The sequence below is a fragment of the Luteimicrobium xylanilyticum genome (assembly GCF_009429125.1).
Taxonomy (GTDB): Bacteria; Actinomycetota; Actinomycetes; order Actinomycetales; family Cellulomonadaceae; genus Luteimicrobium; species Luteimicrobium xylanilyticum.
On the sequence record NZ_CP045529.1, the window covers coordinates 4,040,349 to 4,057,350 of the forward strand.

Below are 17,002 nucleotides of genomic sequence, written 5' to 3' on the forward strand. Positions count from 1 at the left end.
GTCGGGCCCGGAGCCCGGAGCCCGGAGCCCGGAGCCCGGAGCCCGGAGCCCGGAGCTCAGCGGACGACGGCGCGACTCCTGCCACGCGCGGCGGCCAGCTGTCTGATGCCGTCGTCGAACGCGACGCCGGGTCGCCAGCCCGTCTCGATGCGGAGCCGCGCTGACGAGGCGGTCACGTGCCGCACGTCGCCGAGCCGGTAGTCGCCGGTCACGACCGGCGCCGGTCCCCCCGTCGCGCGGGCGAGCGCGGCGGCCAGCTCCCGGACGGTGCGCACCTCGCCGCTGCCCACGTTGAACCCGCGCGCGACGCCGGCCCGCTCGCCCGGGCTCCCGCCGCCCGCCCAGGCGACGGCCGCGAGATTGGCGGCCGCGACGTCGTCGACGTGCACGAAGTCCCGCCGCTGCCCGCCGTCCTCGAAGACGCGCGGCGCGCGTCCCTGCTCGAGCGCGTCGAGGAACAGCGCCGCGACGCCAGCGTACGGGGTCCCGGCGGGCAGGCCCGGCCCGTAGACGTTGTGGTACCGCAGCAGCGCGGCCGTGCCGCCGGTGCTGCGTGCCCACGACGACGCGAGGTGCTCCTGGAAGAGCTTCGACGCCGCGTACACGTTGCGCGGGTCGAGGGCGGCGTCCTCCGTGACGAGCACCGGGACGAGGGGGCGGCCGTCCTCGTCGAGCGGGTCGAACACGCCTCGTTCGAGGTCCGCGACCCGGCGCGGCGGCGGCTGGCGGCTCGGCGGCTGGCGGGGGACGCCGTCGACCGCAGGACCGCCGTCGGACGCGGCCGTGACGTACCGGCCCTCCCCGTACACGACCATCGACGACGCGAGCACGAGGCGCCCGACCCCGGCCCGGGCCATCGCGGCGAGCACGCACGCCGTGCCCGTCCCGTTGCTCGCGGCGTAGTCGGGGGCGTCGTCGAACGAGAGCCCCAGCCCGACCTTCGCCGCGAGATGGACGACCGCGTCGGCACCGGCGACGGCCTCGTCCGCGGCACCCGGGTCCCGGACATCCGCGACGACGAGCTCCACGTCCGGGCAGTCCGCGAGCGCCCGGAACGCCTCGGGCACCCGCCCGCCCGGGTGGACGTCGGGCCGCAGCGCGTCGACGACCCGGACGCGCCACCCGGCGTCGAGCGCCGCACGCACGGTCGGCGTCCCGACGAACCCGGCGCCGCCCGTGACGACGAGGAGCCCGCTCACGCCGCGCCGTCCACGGGCGCGAGCGCGAGGACCCGCCGGCTCGCCGTGCGCGGCACGAGCTCGCGCGCCTCGTAGTCGTCGGGGACCGCGGCGACGACGGCGCCGAGCAGCGCGAGCAGGCGCGGCTGCGCGGCGGCCATGCGCTCGAGCACGAGGGCTGCGTCCGCGGCGTCGGCCTCCCCGGGCAGCACGCCGGCGTCGGTGTCCGTGACGAACGAGAGGTTGACGAGCCCCAGCCCCAGCTCGGCCGCGAGGACCGTCTCGGGGTACTGGGTCATGTTGACGATGTCGGCGCCCGCGGCCCGGTACCACCGGGACTCCGCGCGGGTGGAGAACCGGGGCCCCTGCACGACGACGGTCGTGGCGGCGTCGCGCACCTCCTCGCCCGCGGCGCGCAGCGCCTCGAGCGCGACGGCCCGGAGCTGGGGGCAGAACGGGTCGGCGGCGGCGAGGTGCTCGACGCCGGACGCCCCGCCCGGGGCCCCGTCGAAGTAGGTGTCCGCGCGTCCGGTGGTCCGGTCGATCAGCTGGTCCGGGACGACGAACACCCCGGGCGCGAGCGTCGGGTCGAGCGAGCCGACCGCCGTCGACGACACGACCGCGCGCACCCCGAGCGACGCGAGCGCCCACAGGTTCGCGCGGGCGTTCACGCGGTGCGGCGGGAGGGCGTGGCCCGCGCCGTGGCGCGCGAGGAACGCGACCGGACGGCCGCCGAAGGTGCCGACGCTCACCGGGCCGGACGGCGGCCCGTACGGGGTCGCGACGTCGACCTCGCGCGCGGTTCCCGGCTCGAACAGCCGGTACAGCCCGGAGCCCCCGATCACGGCGACGGCGGGCACGGGCAGGGACGGGTCGCTCATGCGGGGCTCCAGACGAGACGGGGGAAGGAACGGGCGGGACGCAGTGCACGGACGACCGCGACGGCGAGCACGACGAGGAGCGCGACCCCCACCGCGGGCCGCACCGCGACCATCCGGGGGTAGAGCTCGCCGACCGCGAGGGCGGCGGGCACGACCAGCCACTCCCAGCGGTGGCTGAGCGCGACGAGCGGCACGAGCAGCAGCGCGTACCAGGCGTTGGAGGGGCTCACGAGCAGCAGCGTGCCGCCGACGAGCACGACCTGCGCGTGCCACGGGGCGTCGGGGTCGGCGCGCCACCAGCACCAGGCGACGAGGACGCCGAGGAGGGCAGCCGCGACGACCGTCGCCGTCGTGCCGGGCAGGAACCCGAGCAGCGCGAACCGGTTGCCGCTGTCGTAGCCCTCCTCGTCGAGGTAGCCGGGCAGGAACCCGAGCACCCCCGTCCCGGCGCCGGCGACGTACGGGACGTACACGAGCACGAAGGTCGCGAGCGCGACCCCGGCGGTCCGCCACCCGTCGCGGCGCAGCAGGGGCGGACCGGCGATCGCGGGGACGAGCTTCGTCGCGACGGCGAGGCCCAGCAGCGCACCCGTCGTGAGCGCGCGCCGCGCCCCGGCCGACCGCGTCGACGCGAGCGTCGCCGCGAGCACCAGGCCCGCGCCGAGAACGTCGACGTGCGAGTTCGTCACCGCCTCCGACGCCACGAACGGGCACCACCCCCACACCGCGGCCCAGCGCGCACCGAGGCCGCGCCGTCGCAGGGCCACGAGCAGCCCTCCCGTGATCGCGAGGCTGACGGCGAACCCGCCCACCTGCAGCGGCCAGTACGCCGCCGACGCCGGCACGGGCGCCCGCACCGCAGTGAACCAGGCCTCGGCGACGGGCGGGTAGATGGTCGGGACGTGCGAGCGGTTGATCGCGGTGCACAGCGGCTCGCCCGACGGCACGCTCGTCGTCGGGTCGATCCGCTCGGCCGGGCAGACGGCCACGCCGTCGGCGTCCGTGCCCGACGGCGTCGGGAACAGCCAGTCGGTGCGCAGCGGCGCGAGCGCGTCGTCCGTCGGGACGTACGCGTACGGCGACGTGCCGGCGTCCTGCACGATCCCGTCCCACGCGTAGCGCGCCGAGTCGGTGCTGAGGTTCGGCGGCCCGGTCAGCGCGGCCAGCCCGACGGCGACCGAGCCCGCGACCACCAGCGGCACCACGGCCCGCTCGGGCACCCGCCGCAGCGCGAGCAGCGCGAGCGCGAGCACCACCCAGCCCGCGCCGATCGCGGCCAGGGCGCGCCCCCGGTCCGCGTGCGCGAACCCGTGCACGTGCGTGCCCACCACCACGACCGCGACGACGGTGACCACGGCGAGGGCCGCGAGGGCGGTCGAGGCTGCGGTCGAGAGGGGTCGGGCGTGGCGCACCTTCCGATCGTGCCGTGCACCCCGAGCTCGACCGGCCGGAATCGGCTCCCCGTTCGCGGACCGTAAGAACTGCGGGCCTCCTCAGGCGGGCGTCCGCCGCACGATGAGGACCATGAGGCTCGACCGGCTCCGTGACACGGTGGACGCGCGCGGCCGCGCGGCCTCCGACCGGGCCGCCGCACCGCTGCAGCACCCCGCGCGGTCGCCGCGCACCGCCGTCGTGGTCGGACGCCTGCTCGGCACCGCGTTCGTCGTGTGCTTCGTGACCGGCCTCTACAGCCACTTCCTGCAGGACCCGCTGCCCTGGATGCGGTTCCCGACCTGGCCGTCGAACCTCTACCAGCTCACGCAGGGGATCCACGTCACCACCGGCATCGCGAGCGTCCCGCTGCTGCTGGCCAAGCTCTGGACCGTCTACCCGCGCCTGCTCCAGTGGCCGCCCGTGCGCGGGCTCGTCCACGCCGTCGAGCGGGGCCTCGTCGGGGTGCTCGTCGCCGCGGCGCTCGTCGAGGTCGCGACGGGCCTGCTCAACACGTACCAGTGGTACCCGTGGCACTTCCCGTTCCGCGGCACGCACTACGCCCTCGCCTGGGTCGTCGTGGGGGCGCTCGCGATCCACGTCGCCGCGCAGCTCCCGACGATCGTCCGGCACCGGCGACGGGAGCGGGCCGTCTCGGGCGGGCAGGTGAGCGCGGGGTCGACGACCGCAGAGACCACGACCCGGCGCGGGCTCCTCGTCGCGGTCGGCGCGGGCGTGGCGGCTGTGGTCCTGCTCACCGCCGGCCAGTCGTTCCGGGTGCTGCGCCGCACCAACCTGTTCGCGCCCCGGGTCCAGGGGCTGGGTCCGCAGGGCCTCCCGGTGAACAAGACGGCGGCCGCAGCGCGCGTGCACGACGCCGCGACGGACCCCGCGTGGACGCTCACCGTCGTGCACGGCGCACGGTCCGTCGCCCTCACGCGCGCCGAGCTCGCGGCGCTGCCCCAGACGGAGGTCGAGCTGCCGATCGCGTGCGTCGAGGGCTGGACGACGTTCGCCCGCTGGCGGGGCGTGCGGGTAGCGGACCTCCTGGCGCTCGTCGACGCGCCGTCGGGCACGGGGGCACGGGTCACGAGCCTCGAACCCTCCGGCCCCTACCGGACCAGCGACCTCGAGCCGGCGTTCGCGCACCACCCCCGCACGCTCGTGGCGCTCGAGCTCGGCGGGGAACCGCTCGACCTCGACCACGGGTACCCGGCCCGCCTCATCGCGCCCGCCCGGCCCGGCGTCCTGCAGACGAAGTGGCTGACCCGCGTGGAGACGACGTGACCGCGCCGTCGACGCCGCCCCCGCGCGTCCTGCGGACCGTCCGCCTGCTCCTCGTCGCGGCGGGCGCCGTCGGGCTCGGGGTGGGAGCGGTGAAGCTCACCGCGCTGCACCCCTCCCAGCTCCGCTCGCTCGCCGTCTGGCTCGTCGCGGGAGTCGTCCTGCACGACGGCGTCCTCGTGCCCCTCGTGACCGTCGCCCTGGCCGGTGGCGGGCTCGTGCTCCGTCGGCTGGCCGGCCCGGGGATCCGCGGGCACCGGTGGCGCGCCCCGCGTGGGACTGGTCCGCTCGTGACGTCGTGCCTGGTCGTCGGCGGGGTCCTCACGCTCGTCGTGCTGCCCGAGCTCCACGCCCGGTCCCTCGGCGCAGCGAATCCCACCGTGGTCCCCGGCGACTACGGGCGGCGGCTCGTCCTCACCTGGGCCGTGCTCGCCGGCGTCGCCGTCGCGGGGACCGTCGCGCTCAGCCTGCGCGACCGGGTGCGGCGGAGGCGCGAGCCTCCCGCCGCGCGCGAAGCACCATGACGACGAGCCCCAGCACGAGCCACACCCCGGCGACCTCGAGCGCGAGGTGGCTCGCCAGGACGAGCACCGCGACCACGATGACCACCCCGACGGCGGGCACGACGGTGTGCAGCACCCGCCGCTCGGTGCGCCGGCCCACCACGTAGTACCCGACGACGGCGACGTGGAGGAACACGAAAGCCGTCAGCGCGCCGACCGTGACCATCGACGAGAGCAGGTCCAGCCCGTCCGACTTCAGGGCCGCCGCGACGGCGATGACGAGCGTCGCGACCGCCGAGACGACGATCGCCACGCGAGGCACCCCCGTGCGGCGGCTCACCGACGCCAGCCCGGCCGGGAGCTGCCCGTCGCGCGCCATGCCGTACATCAGCCGGCTCACCGCGGCCTGCGCCACGAGCGCGGACAGCACGGGCCCCACCGCGCGCGCCGTGGTGACCGTCGTGCCGAACCACGACCCGATCGAGTCGCCGATCATCGTGTAGAAGACCGTTCCCTGCTCCTCGGGGTGCGCGGCGAGCTCGGCCGGCGTCGTCGTCATCAGCAGGGCGCCCAGGTAGGTCTGGAGGACGAAGAGGACGCCCGCGAGCACCAGGCAGAAGATCAGGGCCTGGCCGACGCGCCGCGGGGAGCCGGTCGTCTCCTCGGCGAACGTCGCGATCGCGTCGAAGCCCAGGAAGGCGAGCGCCGCCACCGAGACCGCCCCGAGCACGCCGGTGAGCGTGAACGAGTCGAGTCCGGTCAGCGGGGACAGCCACGGCCGGGCCGGGCCGTCGTGCACGAGGACGACGACGGCGCCCACGCAGAAGCCCGCCAGGATGAGGATCTCCACCGCGAGCGAGACGATGCCCACCGTCGCCGCGAGCCTGACCCCGCCGAGGTTGAGGGCCGTGATGATCACGACCGCCGCCGTCGTGAACACCCACACCGGGACCGTGGGCAGGAGCGCGTGGCTCGCGATCCCCGTGAAGAGCGCCGCCAGGCTCGGGATGAACAGGTAGTCCAGGCCGATCATCCAGCCGGCCATGAAGCCGGCGCGGCGCCCCAGCCCCGCGGTCGCGTACGCCGAGACGGAACCGGCGCGCGGCACCGCGACCGACATGCGCGCGTAGGACCAGGCGGTGAACGCCATCGCCAGGGTCGCCACGAGGAACACCAGCGCGACGGCGCCGTCGCTGCGTGCGTCCAGCACGCCGAACGTCCCCATGGGGGCGGTCACGCCGATGAAGAGGAGCCCGTAGACGACGAGGTGCCGCAGGGAGAGGGTCCGGTGCAGCCCGCCCTCGGGCGCGGACGGCGCCTCGGGGGCCAGATGGTCGGGTCGGGTCACCGCTGGGCTCAGCTCCTCGGTCGCGGACGGCTGGTCTACCGGGTCGCCCAACACCGCCGGGCCGACCCCGATTCCATCGTCGCTCAGCGCGGTGCGACGAGCCGGACGAACGTCCGCCCGTCCCGGACCCACCGGGCGCCCGCCACGAGGCCGGCTGCCGCCGCGTGCGCCGCCAGGGCGTCCGCACCGACCTCGGCCCACGCGAACGGGAGGCTCCGCCGTCCGGCGTCGTCGGTCACGACCGCCTCGAAGGTCCGGTCGCGGGCCGCGACCGGGTCGGTCTCGACCACCACCGCGCCCCATGGCGCGACGAGCTGCGCGCACCGCGCGAGCAGCCCCGACGGGTTCCCGCCGATGCCGATGTTCCCGTCGAGCAGGAGCACCGTCCCCCAGCCGCGCGCCACCGGCAGGGGCCCGAAGACCGACCGCTGCAGCACCGGCAGCCCCCGGTCCCGCGCGACGGCGACCGCCGCCGCCGACACGTCGATCCCGAGCGCGGGCATGCCCTCACGCAACGCCGCGTGCACCATCCGGCCGGGGCCGCAGCCGACGTCGAGCACCGGGCCACGCGCGTCCCGCAGGACCGCGACGTCGACGACGTCGGCGGGCCCGGCGTAGCGGCCGACGTCGAGGACGCCGTGCCCGGTGGGGACGGTCCGCCCGGCGCCCGCGTGGTCGGGCACCCGCACGAGCCGGAGCCTGCCCGCGCCCGCGGCGAGGGCGGCCTCGTAAGGCCGGCCCCCGCCGGCGGCGAACAGCCCGTCGGGCGGTGCCGTGCCGGGCGCGGCGTCGAGCGCGGTCACGACGCCACCCCCGACACCGGCCCGAGGGAGCCCAGCCCGGCGGCGACCCGCGCGACGCGACTCCCCGGCGCCAGGCCCGCGACCGCCCGCAGGTCGTCGACCGTGTCGACGTCGACGAGCTCGTCGAGCAGCCGCACGCGCAGTCCCGCGCGCTCGAGCCGTTCACGCTGGCGCTCGCCGGTGTCGTCGCGCGACATCGGGACGCCTCGCACGAGGTCTCCGCGCCGGCCCGCGCGCGGCGCTTCCCCGCCGAGCCCGAGCGCCCAGTACCCCCCGTCGGCGGCGGGTCCGAGCCAGGCGTCCCGGTCGCCGCCCGCGGGGGTCGCCAACGCCTCGAGCGCGGGAGCGAGGTGCGCGGCCGTGACCTGCGGCGTGTCCATCCCCACCAGGAGGAACGGCTCGTCGAGGCGGTCGAGCAGCCCGCCGAGCCGCACGTCGAGGGGTCCGCCCGGCTGCCGCAGGACCTCCCAGCCCGCGGCCTCCCCCGGCAGCGCCGGGCGTGGCGCCCCACCCGGCCGGCCGCCGTCGGACCGGCCGAGGTAGAGGATGCGCCGGCCCGCCGGCACCTCGGCGAGCACCGCCAGCGTGTCGGCGAGGCAGGCCGCCGCGACCGACGCCGCCTCGACCGCGGCGAGCGGAGGGCAGAGCCGCGTCTTGACCAGCCCGGGCAGGCACTCCTTCGCCACGACGACGAGCGCCGTCACGCCGCCACCCCGTCCGTCGCCGGCGCCGTGGACGGTTGCACGTACGACGCTTGCGTCGCGAGGAGCCGCGACATGTCCCGGACCGCGGTGATCGTGCCGCGCACGGTGCCCGTGACCTTCGACCGCCCGACGCGCGGCCGGTAGGCCACGTCGACCTCGTCGATCCGCCAGCCCGCCGCCGCGGCCCGGAGGAAGACCTCGAGCGGGTACCCGCTGCGTCGGTCCGCGAGCGCCAGCCCCAGCAGGGCGTCGCGCCGAGCCGCGCGCATCGGGCCGAGGTCGTGCACCTGCCGGCCCGTCCGACGGCGCAGCTCGGCCGCGAGCACCGCGTTCGCCAGCCGGGCGTGGGCCGGCCAGGAACCGCGGGCCGGCCGGCGGCGACCCAGGACGAGGTCGGCCTCGCCCCCGAGCACGGGAGCCGTGACGCGCGGCAGCTCGGCCGGGTCGAACGAGCCGTCGGCGTCGCAGAACGCCACGACGTCGGCGGTCGCCGCGAGCAGCCCCGCGTGCGCGGCCGCGCCGTAGCCGCGCCGGTCCTCGTGCACGACGACGGCGCCGTGGGCCCGGGCGACGTCCGCCGAGCCGTCGGTCGAGCCGTTGTCGACGACGATCGCGCGATGACCGGACGGCATGCGGGCGAGCAGCCCCGGGAGGGCCGCAGCCTCGTCGAGGCAGGGCAGCACGACGTCGACGAGGGCCGGCGGGACCGGGCCGCGGTCGGGGCTCGGGGACGCAGGAAGGTTCACCCTGCCGACGCTAGGGAGGCGGGTCCCGGCGCGGGTCCGGAAAGTCTTACGAACCGCGGACGGTCCGCCCTCCGGGGTGCCCGCGGGCCTTGCGAGACCAGTCCCGTGCCTACCCTGGAGCGGTGGTCACTGTCCCCGTCGACGCGCACGACGACCTGCTCACGGACCGCCGTGTGCTGGTCGTCGAGGACGACCCCACGGTGCGGGAGGTCGCGTGCTCGTACCTCGCGTCCGCGGGGTTCCTCGTCGACGAGGCCGCCGACGGCGTGAGCGCGCTGCGCGTGGCCGCCCGGGCTCGCCCCGACCTGGTCGTGCTCGACCGGATGCTCCCCGGCCTGGACGGCGTCGAGGTCTGCCGGCGGCTGCGCGCCGAGCACGGGACCGCCGTCGTCATGCTCACCGCGCTCGGCTCGACCGAGGACCGCATCACCGGCCTCGAGGCGGGCGCCGACGACTACCTCGCCAAGCCGTTCTCGCCGCGCGAGCTCGTCCTCCGGGTCCGGTCGGTGCTGCGCCGCAGCGTCGGTGAGCTCACGCCCGAGTCGGCGTTCGACCTCGGGCCGTTCCGGCTCGACCCCGCGCGCCGGATCATCACGAAGCGCGGCGCAGAGCTCGCGCTGTCGCTGCGCGAGCACGACCTGCTCGCGTTCTTCCTCAAGCATCCCGACCAGGCGTTCAGCCGCGACCAGCTCCTGCGCGCCGTGTGGCGGTGGGACTTCGGCGACCTGTCCACGGTCACGGTCCACGTCCGCCGGCTGCGCGAGAAGATCGAGGACGATCCCACGCGGCCCACCTGGCTCACGACGGTGTGGGGCGTGGGCTACCGGTTCGAGGCCGACGCGCCGCCCGGCACCCGCCCTGCGGAGCCACCCGGAGGCCGGTCATGATCCCCCTTCCCGACCTCGGCGTGATCGTCGCCGTCGCGCTCGCCTGCGCCTGCGCCGTCGGGCTGGTCGGCCTCGGCGTCCTGCGGCTCGCCCGGCGCGCGAGCCTCACCGCCCAGCTCTGCGTCGTCGTGCTCGCGGCCGTCCTCTCGGTGGTCGCGGGCATGGTCGCGGTCGCCCGGGCGATGTACCTGTCGGGGCACGACCTCGTGGTCGCGATGTGGGTCGCTGGCGTGTCCGGGGTGGTCGCGGTCGCCGTCGCGCTCGTGCTGGGACGAGGACTCGTCCAGGACGTGAGGCGCGCCCGGTCGCTGGCCCGCGAGGTCGGCGAGGGACGCACGGTCCGGGCCGCGGTCGCGGGCAGCTCCGAGCTCGCCGCCCTGACCGCCGAGCTCGCGGCGACGAGCGAGCGACTCGCCGAGGCGCGGGCGGAGGCCGAACGGGTCGAGCGGTCGCGCCGCGACCTGGTGGCCTGGATCTCGCACGACCTGCGCACGCCCCTGGCCGGGCTGCGCGCCATGGCGGAGGCCCTCGAGGACGGCCTGGTCGACGACCCCGCCCGCTACCACCGGCAGATCCGGCTCCAGGTCGACCGCCTGTCCGGGATGGTCGACGACCTGTTCGAGCTGTCGCGCGTCCACTCCGGGACGCTCGCACTGTGCATGGAGCCGGTCGCGCTCTACGACCTCGTGAGCGACGCCGTCGCCGAGCTCACGCCCCTCGCCCGAGCACGTGCGGTCACGCTGCGGCAGACCGGCCCCACCGATCTGACCGTCGTCGGCGACGCACGCGAGCTCGCTCGCGCCGTCGGGAACCTCCTCATGAACGCGCTCCAGCACTCGCCGGCCGGTTCCGAGGTGATGGTCTCGACGACGGCGGAGCCCGGCGACCGCGTCGCCGTGTCGGTCGTCGACGCGGGCGGCGGCATCCCCGAGGCCGACCTGACGCGCGTCTTCGAGGCGGGCTGGCGCGGCTCGTCGGCGCGCACCCCCGAGACCGTCGACGACGCCGCCGACCACGTGCGTGCGACCGGCGCCGGCCTCGGGCTCGCCATCGCGCGGGGCATCGCCGAGGCCCACGACGGCGGGATCCGCGTCCGCAACGTGCCCGGCGGCTGCCAGTTCGACGTGCTGCTCCCCCGTCTCGACACGACGATGGTCGGGTGAGCACCTCCCCCGATCCCCAGCTCGTCCTCGTCCGCCACGGCGAGACGGAGTGGTCGCTCGACGGCCGGCACACCGGCACGTCCGACATCGCGCTCACCGGGCACGGCGAGGAGCAGGCCCGCGCAGCGGGTGTCCTTCTCGCGTCCCGGGTCGCCTCCGGGCAGCGTTTCCGCACCGTGCTCACGAGCCCCCGGCTGCGCGCCCGGCGGACGGCGGCCCTCGCCGGGTTCGGAGGCGCCGTCGTCGACGGGGACCTGGCCGAGTGGGACTACGGTCCCGTCGAAGGACGGACGTCCGCACAGATCTCCGCCGAGACCGGAACGGACTGGGAGATCTTCCGCGACGGGGTGCGCGTCGTCGGGCTCGAGCACGCGGCCGTGCCGCACCCGACCCCTGGCGAGACGCTCGACGACGTCGCCGCCCGGACCGCGCGCGTCGTCGAGCGGGTGCTGCCCACCCTCGAGGCCGGCGACAGCGCCCTCGTGTTCGCGCACGGGCACGTGCTGCGCATCCTCGCCACCACGTGGCTCGGCCTGCCACCCGCGACGGGTGCGCTCCTCGAGCTCGGGACGGCCTCGATCTCGCTGCTCGGGTTCGCACACGGACGCCGGAGCCTCGAGGGCTGGAACCAGTCCTCGGGCGGCTGACGCCCGGCGCGGCGGCCCTCAGGCGACGCCGAGGTACGCCGCCTTGACCGCGGGGTCGACGAGCAGGTCCTTTCCCGGACCCGTCGTCGTGACCTCGCCCGTCTCCAGGATGTAGGCACGGTCGGACCGCGAGAGCGCCTGCTGGGCGTTCTGCTCGACGAGCAGCACCGTCGTCCCCTGGTCGTGGATCTCGCTGATGATCCTGAAGATCTGCTGGATCACCATCGGGGCGAGGCCCATCGACGGCTCGTCGAGGAGCAGGAGCTTCGGGCGGGCCATGAGCGCGCGGCCGATCGCGAGCATCTGCTGCTCACCGCCCGACATGGTCCCGCCCACCTGCGTCTTGCGCTCCGCGAGCCGCGGGAACAGCTCGAAGACGTTGTCGAGCGTCGCGTCGTGCTCGGCCTTCGTCTTGAAGGTCCGCGCGTAGGCGCCCATCTCCAGGTTCTCGATCACGGTCATCCCGGGGAACACGCCGCGACCCTCGGGCGCCTGCACGACGCCCGCGACCACGCGCTCGTGCGCCTTCATCCGGGTGATGTCGCGGCCGTCGAACCGGATCGTCCCCGTCGAGAGCGGCCGGATCCCGGAGATCGCCCGCATCGTCGTCGTCTTCCCGGCCCCGTTGGCGCCGATGAGGGTGACGAGCTCGCCCTCCTCGACCGTCAGCGACACCCCGCGGACCGCCTCGATCCGCCCGTAGGAGACGGAGACGTTCTCGAGCTCAAGCAGTGGCATCGTCGGGCACTCCCAGGTAGGCGGCGATCACGGCCGGGTTCTCGCGGATCTCGGCCGGCAGGCCCTCCGCGATCTTCCGGCCGAACTCCAGGACGACGATCCGGTCCGTCACGCCCATGACGAGGCGCATGTCGTGCTCGATGAGGAGCACCGTGAACCCGTCGTCGCGGATCTTGCGGACGAGCTCCTGGAGCTGCTCCTTCTCGGCCGGGTTGAACCCGGCGGCCGGCTCGTCGAGGCACAGCAGCTTCGGCTCCGTGGCGAGCGCCCGGGCGATCTCGAGCCGCCGCTGGTCCCCGTACGGCAGGTTGCGCGCCTGGTGGGTGGCGCGCGCCCCGATCCCGACGAACTCCAGCAGCGCCATGCCGCGGTCGATCGCGTCGCGCTCCTCGCGGCGGTGCCGCGCCGAGCGGAAGATCGCGCCCGGCACCGAGGTGCGGTGCCGGGCGTCCGTCCCGACGACGACGTTCTCGAGCGCTGTCATGTCGCTGAACAGGCGGATGTTCTGGAACGTCCGCGCGATGCCGAGGCGCGTGATCTCGTTGCGCTTGACCCGCACGAGCGGCCGGTCGTCGAAGACGACCCGGCCCGACGACGGCCGGTACACGCCCGTCATCGCGTTGAACGCCGTCGTCTTGCCGGCGCCGTTGGGGCCGATCAGACCGAGGATCTCGCCACGCCGGATGTCGAACGACACGTCGTCCAGCGCCGTGAGGCCGCCGAACTTGACGGTCACACCCTCCATCCGCAGGAGCGGCTCACCGACCTCCGCGTGCACGGTGCGGTCGGCCGCGACGATCTCCGCGACCGTCGCCGCGTCCGCGAGCTCCGGGCGCACCGTAGCGAGGTCGACGTCGATCTCCTCGACCTCGCCGTCAGGCAGGTCCTGCTCGCGCACGTCCTCAGAGGACATGATCTCGTCGTCGGGCGAGAGGAACTGCTCCTCGCTCTCGGCGCCCGCCCGGAGGGACTCGGGGCTGTTCGGGTCGCTCATCGCTCGCCTCCGTCCTTCGTCGCTGCCGGGCCTCGTCCATCCACGGTTCCGTCGGCGGGCACCGGGGTGGTACGGCCTTCGCCGGCGAGCACTGCCCGACGGGCCGCCTGGTAGAGCTGCCGCGAGTATGCGAGGAGCTTCTGCCGCGCGGGCAGCAGGCCCTGTGGTCTGAAGATCATCAGGATGATGAGCGCGAGGCCGAAGAACAGGTACTTGTAGCTCGCGATCGTGTTGCCGTCGATCGAGATCCCGAACAGGTCGGTCCGGCCGAGGAAGAAGTTCGGCAGGTACACGATGACGAACGCACCCAGAATGACGCCGAGCTTGTTGCCCTGCCCCCCGAGCACGACGGCGCAGAGGAAGAACATCGAGTTCACCACGTTGAAGTTCGTGGGGACGACGAACTGGACCTGTCCGGCGTAGAGCGCGCCGGACAGCCCGCCGATCCCCGCACCGATCACGAACGCCCACAGCTTGAACTTGAACGTCGGCACGCCCATGATCTCGGCCGCGTCCTCGTCCTCCCGGATCGCGACCCAGGCCCTTCCCACGCGCGAGCGCTCGAGGTTTCCGACGACGAGCAGGACGATGACGATCAGGACGATCGACACCCAGAACCACCAGAGGCCCGAGTTCCAGGGCGGGGCGCTGTTCCCTGCGGAGAACACCCCGTCGGGGTGCTCCGTGCTCTCGCCCAGACGCGGGTAGGCGACCCTCTTCAACCCTTGGCCACCACCCGTGATGGTCGTGAGGTTGTCGGCGAGGAGCCGGACGATCTCGCCGAAGCCGAGCGTCACGATCGCGAGGTAGTCGCCACGCAGGCGCAGCGTCGGAGACCCCAGGATGAGGCCCGAGATCGCCGTGATCGCGATCGCGATCGGCACGCAGAACAGCCACGCCCAGTCCTGCGAGAGCCACTGATCCGTGAGGTTCCACGGGCTGTCGGGGCTAGTCAGCAGTGCGACCGTGTAGGCACCGATGGCGTAGAAGCCCACATAGCCGAGGTCGAGGAGACCCGCCTGACCCACGACGACGTTGAGCCCGATCGCGACGAGCGCGATCATCCCGAACTGCGCCATGACGCTGCCGAAGTCGGTGCCGACCGTCGTGAGTACGGGAATGCGCAGGACCGGAAGGAACGCGATGAAGACGATGAACGGGACGCCGATGAGCCATTGCGTGGGCCGCGCCTGCGCATCCCACCAGAGTCGGACGCGGTCTCCGACGCCGTGGTACGGGCGCCCCGACGTGCTCGCTGGAGTGTTGGTCGTGGTCGTCATGCGCGGGCCCTCCCGAGCGACTCGCCGAGGATGCCGGTCGGACGGAACAGGAGCACGAGGACGAGGATCACGAACGCGACGACGTCCCGCCACTCGGTCCCGAAGAGCGCCTGCCCGTACAGCTCCATGACGCCGAGCAGGAGGCCACCCAGCAGAGCCCCCCGCAGGTTCCCGATGCCGCCGAGCACGGCGGCCGCGAAGGCCTTGATGCCGAGGATGAAGCCGCCGGAGTAGATGATCCCGTTGGGGATCTTCAGGCTGTACAGCATCGCCGCGGCCCCCGCGAGGACACCGCCGAGCAGGAACGTCTGCATGATGACCCGCTCGCGCGAGACGCCCATGAGCGTCGCCGTGACGGGGTCCTGCGCCACCGCGCGGATACCGCGCCCGAACTTGGTCGCGTTGACGAACCGGTCGACGAGGAACGCGAGGGCGAGCGCCGCGATCACGATCACGATGTCGACGTTGCTGACGTCGGCGCCGCCGAAGCTGAAGACGGTGACCTCCTGCACCAGCCGGATCGGCTGCTGCGCGGTGGTGCCGCCGAAGTTCCCGCCCGTGAGCTTCGGGAGCACGAAGTGCACGAACTCCTGGAGCACGAAGGACGCGCCGATCGCGGTGATGAGGAACGTCAGGGACGGTGCCCCTCGCTTGCGCAGCGGCCGGTAGGCCACGCGCTCCAGCCCGACGGCGGCGCCGCCGGAGACGGCCATCCCGCCGATCATCGCGATCAGGAGGTAGAGGACCGTCAGGACGGTCCCCTGGGTGTAGACGTCGCCCTGAGGGGTGAAGCCGAGTCCCCAGAGGACGGCGTACTGCCCGAACATGCCGAGCATGAAGATCTCGGAATGGGCGAAGTTGATCAGGCGCAGGACGCCGTAGACCAGCGTGTACCCCACGGCGATGAGGGCGTAGATCGCGCCGTAGGTCAGTCCGTCGACGGTGAGGGACCAGAAGCTGGAGAAGAGGCGGGAGGTGTTGAAGTCGATGACGCCGTCCGCGAGGAGCAGAGGGTGCGCGGGGAGCGCAGCGTGCGCGGACACGAGGACGTCAGAGAGCAGCAGGGTGCTCATGGAGCTCCTCGGGATGGATCCGGTGCGAGGTCAGACGGCCGCGGCGGCCGGGTCTCCAGGACCCGGCCGCCGCGATCGGTCACTTGACCTGGTAGATCCAGATGAGCGCCGACGAGAGCTCGCCCGTCGAGCTCCACTGGTAGTGGCGGGCAAGCCCGTCACCCGAGTAGTTCTTCACGTAGTCGACGAGCTTCGCGCGGTCCGTGATCCCGGAGTCGATGCCCTTGAGCATGATCGTCGCGAGGTCGTAGCCCTCGACCGAGTAGACGCCAGGCGTGCGCCCGTCGTTGGTCGACTTGTAGTCCGTGGCGAACTGGTCGGGTGCCGGACCACAGGGGCAGGAGAGCAGGGCGTCCTTGGACGAGCTCCCGGCCTGCTTGACGAACTCGGGGTCGTTGGTGCCGTCGGCGGACACGAAGGTCGCGTCGACCCCCGAGGAACGGAGCTGAGAGACGAACGGCGAGGCCTCGGCGTAGTAGCCGGCGTAGAAGACCGCGTCCGCACCTGCGTCCTTGACGATCTGGACGGTCGCCGAGAAGTCCTTGTCGCCGGTCTTCACGCTCGCGGCGCAGTCCTTGTCGGCGGCGGAACCGAGCGCGGACGTCACGGCCTTCGCGAGGCCGACGCCGTAGTCGGAGTCGTCCTGGATGACGCAGACCTTCGTGAACTTCTTCGTGTCGACGAGGTAGTGCGCGACCGCGGGGCCTTGCACACCGTCGTTGGCGAGCCCCCGGAAGAAGTTCGTCCAGCCGTTCTTGGTCAGGTCGACGTTGGTCGCGGACGCGGTCAGCGAGAGCAGGTTCGCCTGGTGGAAGATGTCACCGACCGCTGCGGTCTCGCCCGAGAACGCCGGGCCGAGGAGCCCGATGACGTTCTTGTTGGCGACGATGGTCGGCGCGACCTGGGTGGCCTTCTGCGGGTCGCCCTCGGTGTCGTACCCCTTGAGCTGCACCTGGCAGTCCGCGTTCGCCTTGTTGTGGGCGTCCACGGCGACCTTGGCTCCGTCGAGGATGTTGATGCCCAGAGCCGCGTTCGGGCCGGTGAGCGCGCCGGCCATCGCGATCGTCGTCGTCGAGGCGCACTTGGCCTTGCCGTCACCGGCCGGGTCAGCGGCGTTCGAGGCGTCCGCCGCGGGGACCTCCTTGCCGGACTCGTCGATCTGGACGACGGGCTGGATCGAGAGGTCCGACGAGCTCGCGGAGCTCCCGCTGGTCGATCCACCTCCGCCACCACCGGAGTCGCCCTTCGAGGCACAACCCGAGACGAGCAGGGCGGAGGCCATCGCGACGGCGACGGCTGCGGTGGGGAGACTGCGACGCATCTGGTTCCTCCAAGTTCGTGA

The 17,002-nt window shown here is 74.1% G+C and carries 17 protein-coding genes; 5 read left to right on the forward strand and 12 right to left on the reverse strand.

Going from position 1 to position 17,002, the window contains the following annotated elements; translation table 11 throughout:
* Nucleotides 1-56 precede the first annotated feature (56 nt).
* The 3 genes from KDY119_RS17955 to KDY119_RS17965 are packed head-to-tail and all read right to left on the reverse strand — an operon-like array spanning nucleotide 57 to nucleotide 3,471.
* Complete coding sequence (locus KDY119_RS17955) at nucleotides 57-1,199, reverse strand: NAD-dependent epimerase/dehydratase family protein (RefSeq protein ID WP_153022615.1); 1,143 nt, start codon at nucleotides 1,197-1,199, stop codon at nucleotides 57-59.
* A complete protein-coding gene (locus KDY119_RS17960; RefSeq protein WP_153022616.1) occupies nucleotides 1,196-2,059 on the reverse strand; it encodes an MTAP family purine nucleoside phosphorylase in 864 nt (287 codons plus the stop codon). The genes KDY119_RS17955 and KDY119_RS17960 overlap by 4 nt, the downstream gene beginning before the upstream one ends.
* Nucleotides 2,056-3,471, reverse strand: a complete 1,416-nt coding sequence (locus KDY119_RS17965; RefSeq protein ID WP_051137032.1) for a glycosyltransferase family 87 protein — start codon at nucleotides 3,469-3,471, stop codon at nucleotides 2,056-2,058. The genes KDY119_RS17960 and KDY119_RS17965 overlap by 4 nt, the downstream gene beginning before the upstream one ends.
* Nucleotides 3,472-3,583: 112 nt before the next feature.
* On the opposite strand from KDY119_RS17965, the gene KDY119_RS17970 reads away from it, so the two are divergent.
* Together KDY119_RS17970 and KDY119_RS17975 are read left to right on the forward strand one after the other, a co-directional pair.
* On the forward strand, nucleotides 3,584-4,777 hold the full coding sequence (locus KDY119_RS17970; protein ID WP_153022617.1) for a molybdopterin-dependent oxidoreductase: 1,194 nt from the start codon (nucleotides 3,584-3,586) through the stop codon (nucleotides 4,775-4,777).
* Nucleotides 4,774-5,298, forward strand: coding sequence for a hypothetical protein (locus KDY119_RS17975; RefSeq protein WP_051137031.1), 525 nt, complete (start codon nucleotides 4,774-4,776; stop codon nucleotides 5,296-5,298). Before KDY119_RS17970 ends, KDY119_RS17975 begins: the two co-directional genes overlap by 4 nt.
* Here KDY119_RS17975 and KDY119_RS17980 read toward each other — a convergent pair.
* The 4 genes from KDY119_RS17980 to KDY119_RS17995 form a co-directional block, all read right to left on the reverse strand.
* Nucleotides 5,237-6,625 carry an APC family permease gene (locus KDY119_RS17980; RefSeq protein ID WP_227994428.1) on the reverse strand — a complete coding sequence of 463 codons (1,389 nt, stop codon included), beginning with the start codon at nucleotides 6,623-6,625 and terminating at the stop codon, nucleotides 5,237-5,239. The genes KDY119_RS17975 and KDY119_RS17980 overlap by 62 nt on opposite strands.
* An 83-nt stretch (nucleotides 6,626-6,708) precedes the next feature.
* Entirely contained in the window at nucleotides 6,709-7,428 is a 720-nt protein-coding gene (locus KDY119_RS17985; RefSeq protein WP_227994429.1) for a methyltransferase domain-containing protein, read from the reverse strand.
* Nucleotides 7,425-8,132 carry a TIGR04282 family arsenosugar biosynthesis glycosyltransferase gene (locus KDY119_RS17990; RefSeq protein ID WP_153022618.1) on the reverse strand — a complete coding sequence of 236 codons (708 nt, stop codon included), beginning with the start codon at nucleotides 8,130-8,132 and terminating at the stop codon, nucleotides 7,425-7,427. The genes KDY119_RS17985 and KDY119_RS17990 overlap by 4 nt, the downstream gene beginning before the upstream one ends.
* Nucleotides 8,129-8,878, reverse strand: a complete 750-nt coding sequence (locus KDY119_RS17995; RefSeq protein ID WP_153022619.1) for a glycosyltransferase family 2 protein — start codon at nucleotides 8,876-8,878, stop codon at nucleotides 8,129-8,131. Before KDY119_RS17995 ends, KDY119_RS17990 begins: the two co-directional genes overlap by 4 nt.
* A 122-nt stretch (nucleotides 8,879-9,000) precedes the next feature.
* Here KDY119_RS17995 and KDY119_RS18000 point away from each other — a divergent pair, with 122 nt between their 5' ends.
* Genes KDY119_RS18000 through KDY119_RS18010 form a run of 3 tightly spaced genes read left to right on the forward strand, consistent with a single transcriptional unit; the run spans nucleotide 9,001 to nucleotide 11,575 of the window.
* Nucleotides 9,001-9,765, forward strand: coding sequence for a response regulator transcription factor (locus KDY119_RS18000; RefSeq protein WP_051137029.1), 765 nt, complete (start codon nucleotides 9,001-9,003; stop codon nucleotides 9,763-9,765).
* Nucleotides 9,762-10,928, forward strand: coding sequence for a sensor histidine kinase (locus KDY119_RS18005; RefSeq protein WP_153022620.1), 1,167 nt, complete (start codon nucleotides 9,762-9,764; stop codon nucleotides 10,926-10,928). Before KDY119_RS18000 ends, KDY119_RS18005 begins: the two co-directional genes overlap by 4 nt.
* Nucleotides 10,925-11,575 carry a histidine phosphatase family protein gene (locus tag KDY119_RS18010; RefSeq protein ID WP_036955545.1) on the forward strand — a complete coding sequence of 217 codons (651 nt, stop codon included), beginning with the start codon at nucleotides 10,925-10,927 and terminating at the stop codon, nucleotides 11,573-11,575. Before KDY119_RS18005 ends, KDY119_RS18010 begins: the two co-directional genes overlap by 4 nt.
* An 18-nt stretch (nucleotides 11,576-11,593) precedes the next feature.
* Here KDY119_RS18010 and KDY119_RS18015 read toward each other — a convergent pair whose 3' ends face one another.
* The 5 genes from KDY119_RS18015 to KDY119_RS18035 all read right to left on the reverse strand — a co-directional run bounded on the left by KDY119_RS18015 (nucleotide 11,594) and on the right by KDY119_RS18035 (nucleotide 16,981).
* Complete coding sequence (locus tag KDY119_RS18015) at nucleotides 11,594-12,313, reverse strand: ABC transporter ATP-binding protein (protein ID WP_036955542.1); 720 nt, start codon at nucleotides 12,311-12,313, stop codon at nucleotides 11,594-11,596.
* Nucleotides 12,300-13,307 carry an ABC transporter ATP-binding protein gene (locus KDY119_RS18020; protein WP_036955539.1) on the reverse strand — a complete coding sequence of 336 codons (1,008 nt, stop codon included), beginning with the start codon at nucleotides 13,305-13,307 and terminating at the stop codon, nucleotides 12,300-12,302. The genes KDY119_RS18015 and KDY119_RS18020 overlap by 14 nt, the downstream gene beginning before the upstream one ends.
* Nucleotides 13,304-14,587 (reverse strand): branched-chain amino acid ABC transporter permease, encoded by a 1,284-nt coding sequence (locus KDY119_RS18025; RefSeq protein WP_083891285.1) that lies wholly within the window; start codon nucleotides 14,585-14,587, stop codon nucleotides 13,304-13,306. Before KDY119_RS18025 ends, KDY119_RS18020 begins: the two co-directional genes overlap by 4 nt.
* The gene (locus KDY119_RS18030) at nucleotides 14,584-15,660 is read right to left on the reverse strand and encodes a branched-chain amino acid ABC transporter permease (RefSeq protein ID WP_153022621.1); all 1,077 of its coding nucleotides are present in this window, start codon (nucleotides 15,658-15,660) and stop codon (nucleotides 14,584-14,586) included. Before KDY119_RS18030 ends, KDY119_RS18025 begins: the two co-directional genes overlap by 4 nt.
* 79 nt (nucleotides 15,661-15,739) lie before the next feature.
* Nucleotides 15,740-16,981 (reverse strand): branched-chain amino acid ABC transporter substrate-binding protein, encoded by a 1,242-nt coding sequence (locus KDY119_RS18035; protein ID WP_036955536.1) that lies wholly within the window; start codon nucleotides 16,979-16,981, stop codon nucleotides 15,740-15,742.
* Nucleotides 16,982-17,002 lie beyond the last annotated feature (21 nt).

Excerpts from the sequence above, each read along its gene's own strand:
- KDY119_RS17960 (WP_153022616.1), bottom strand. The coding sequence starts at position 2,059 with ATGAGCGACCCGTCCCTGCCCGTGCCCGCCGTCGCCGTGATCGGGGGC.
- KDY119_RS17970 (WP_153022617.1), top strand. The coding sequence starts at position 3,584 with ATGAGGCTCGACCGGCTCCGTGACACGGTGGACGCGCGCGGCCGCGCG.
- KDY119_RS18005 (WP_153022620.1), top strand. The coding sequence starts at position 9,762 with ATGATCCCCCTTCCCGACCTCGGCGTGATCGTCGCCGTCGCGCTCGCC.
- KDY119_RS18015 (WP_036955542.1), bottom strand. The coding sequence starts at position 12,313 with ATGCCACTGCTTGAGCTCGAGAACGTCTCCGTCTCCTACGGGCGGATC.
- KDY119_RS18020 (WP_036955539.1), bottom strand. The coding sequence starts at position 13,307 with ATGAGCGACCCGAACAGCCCCGAGTCCCTCCGGGCGGGCGCCGAGAGC.
- KDY119_RS18025 (WP_083891285.1), bottom strand. The coding sequence starts at position 14,587 with ATGACGACCACGACCAACACTCCAGCGAGCACGTCGGGGCGCCCGTAC.
- KDY119_RS18030 (WP_153022621.1), bottom strand. The coding sequence starts at position 15,660 with ATGAGCACCCTGCTGCTCTCTGACGTCCTCGTGTCCGCGCACGCTGCG.
- KDY119_RS18035 (WP_036955536.1), bottom strand. The coding sequence starts at position 16,981 with ATGCGTCGCAGTCTCCCCACCGCAGCCGTCGCCGTCGCGATGGCCTCC.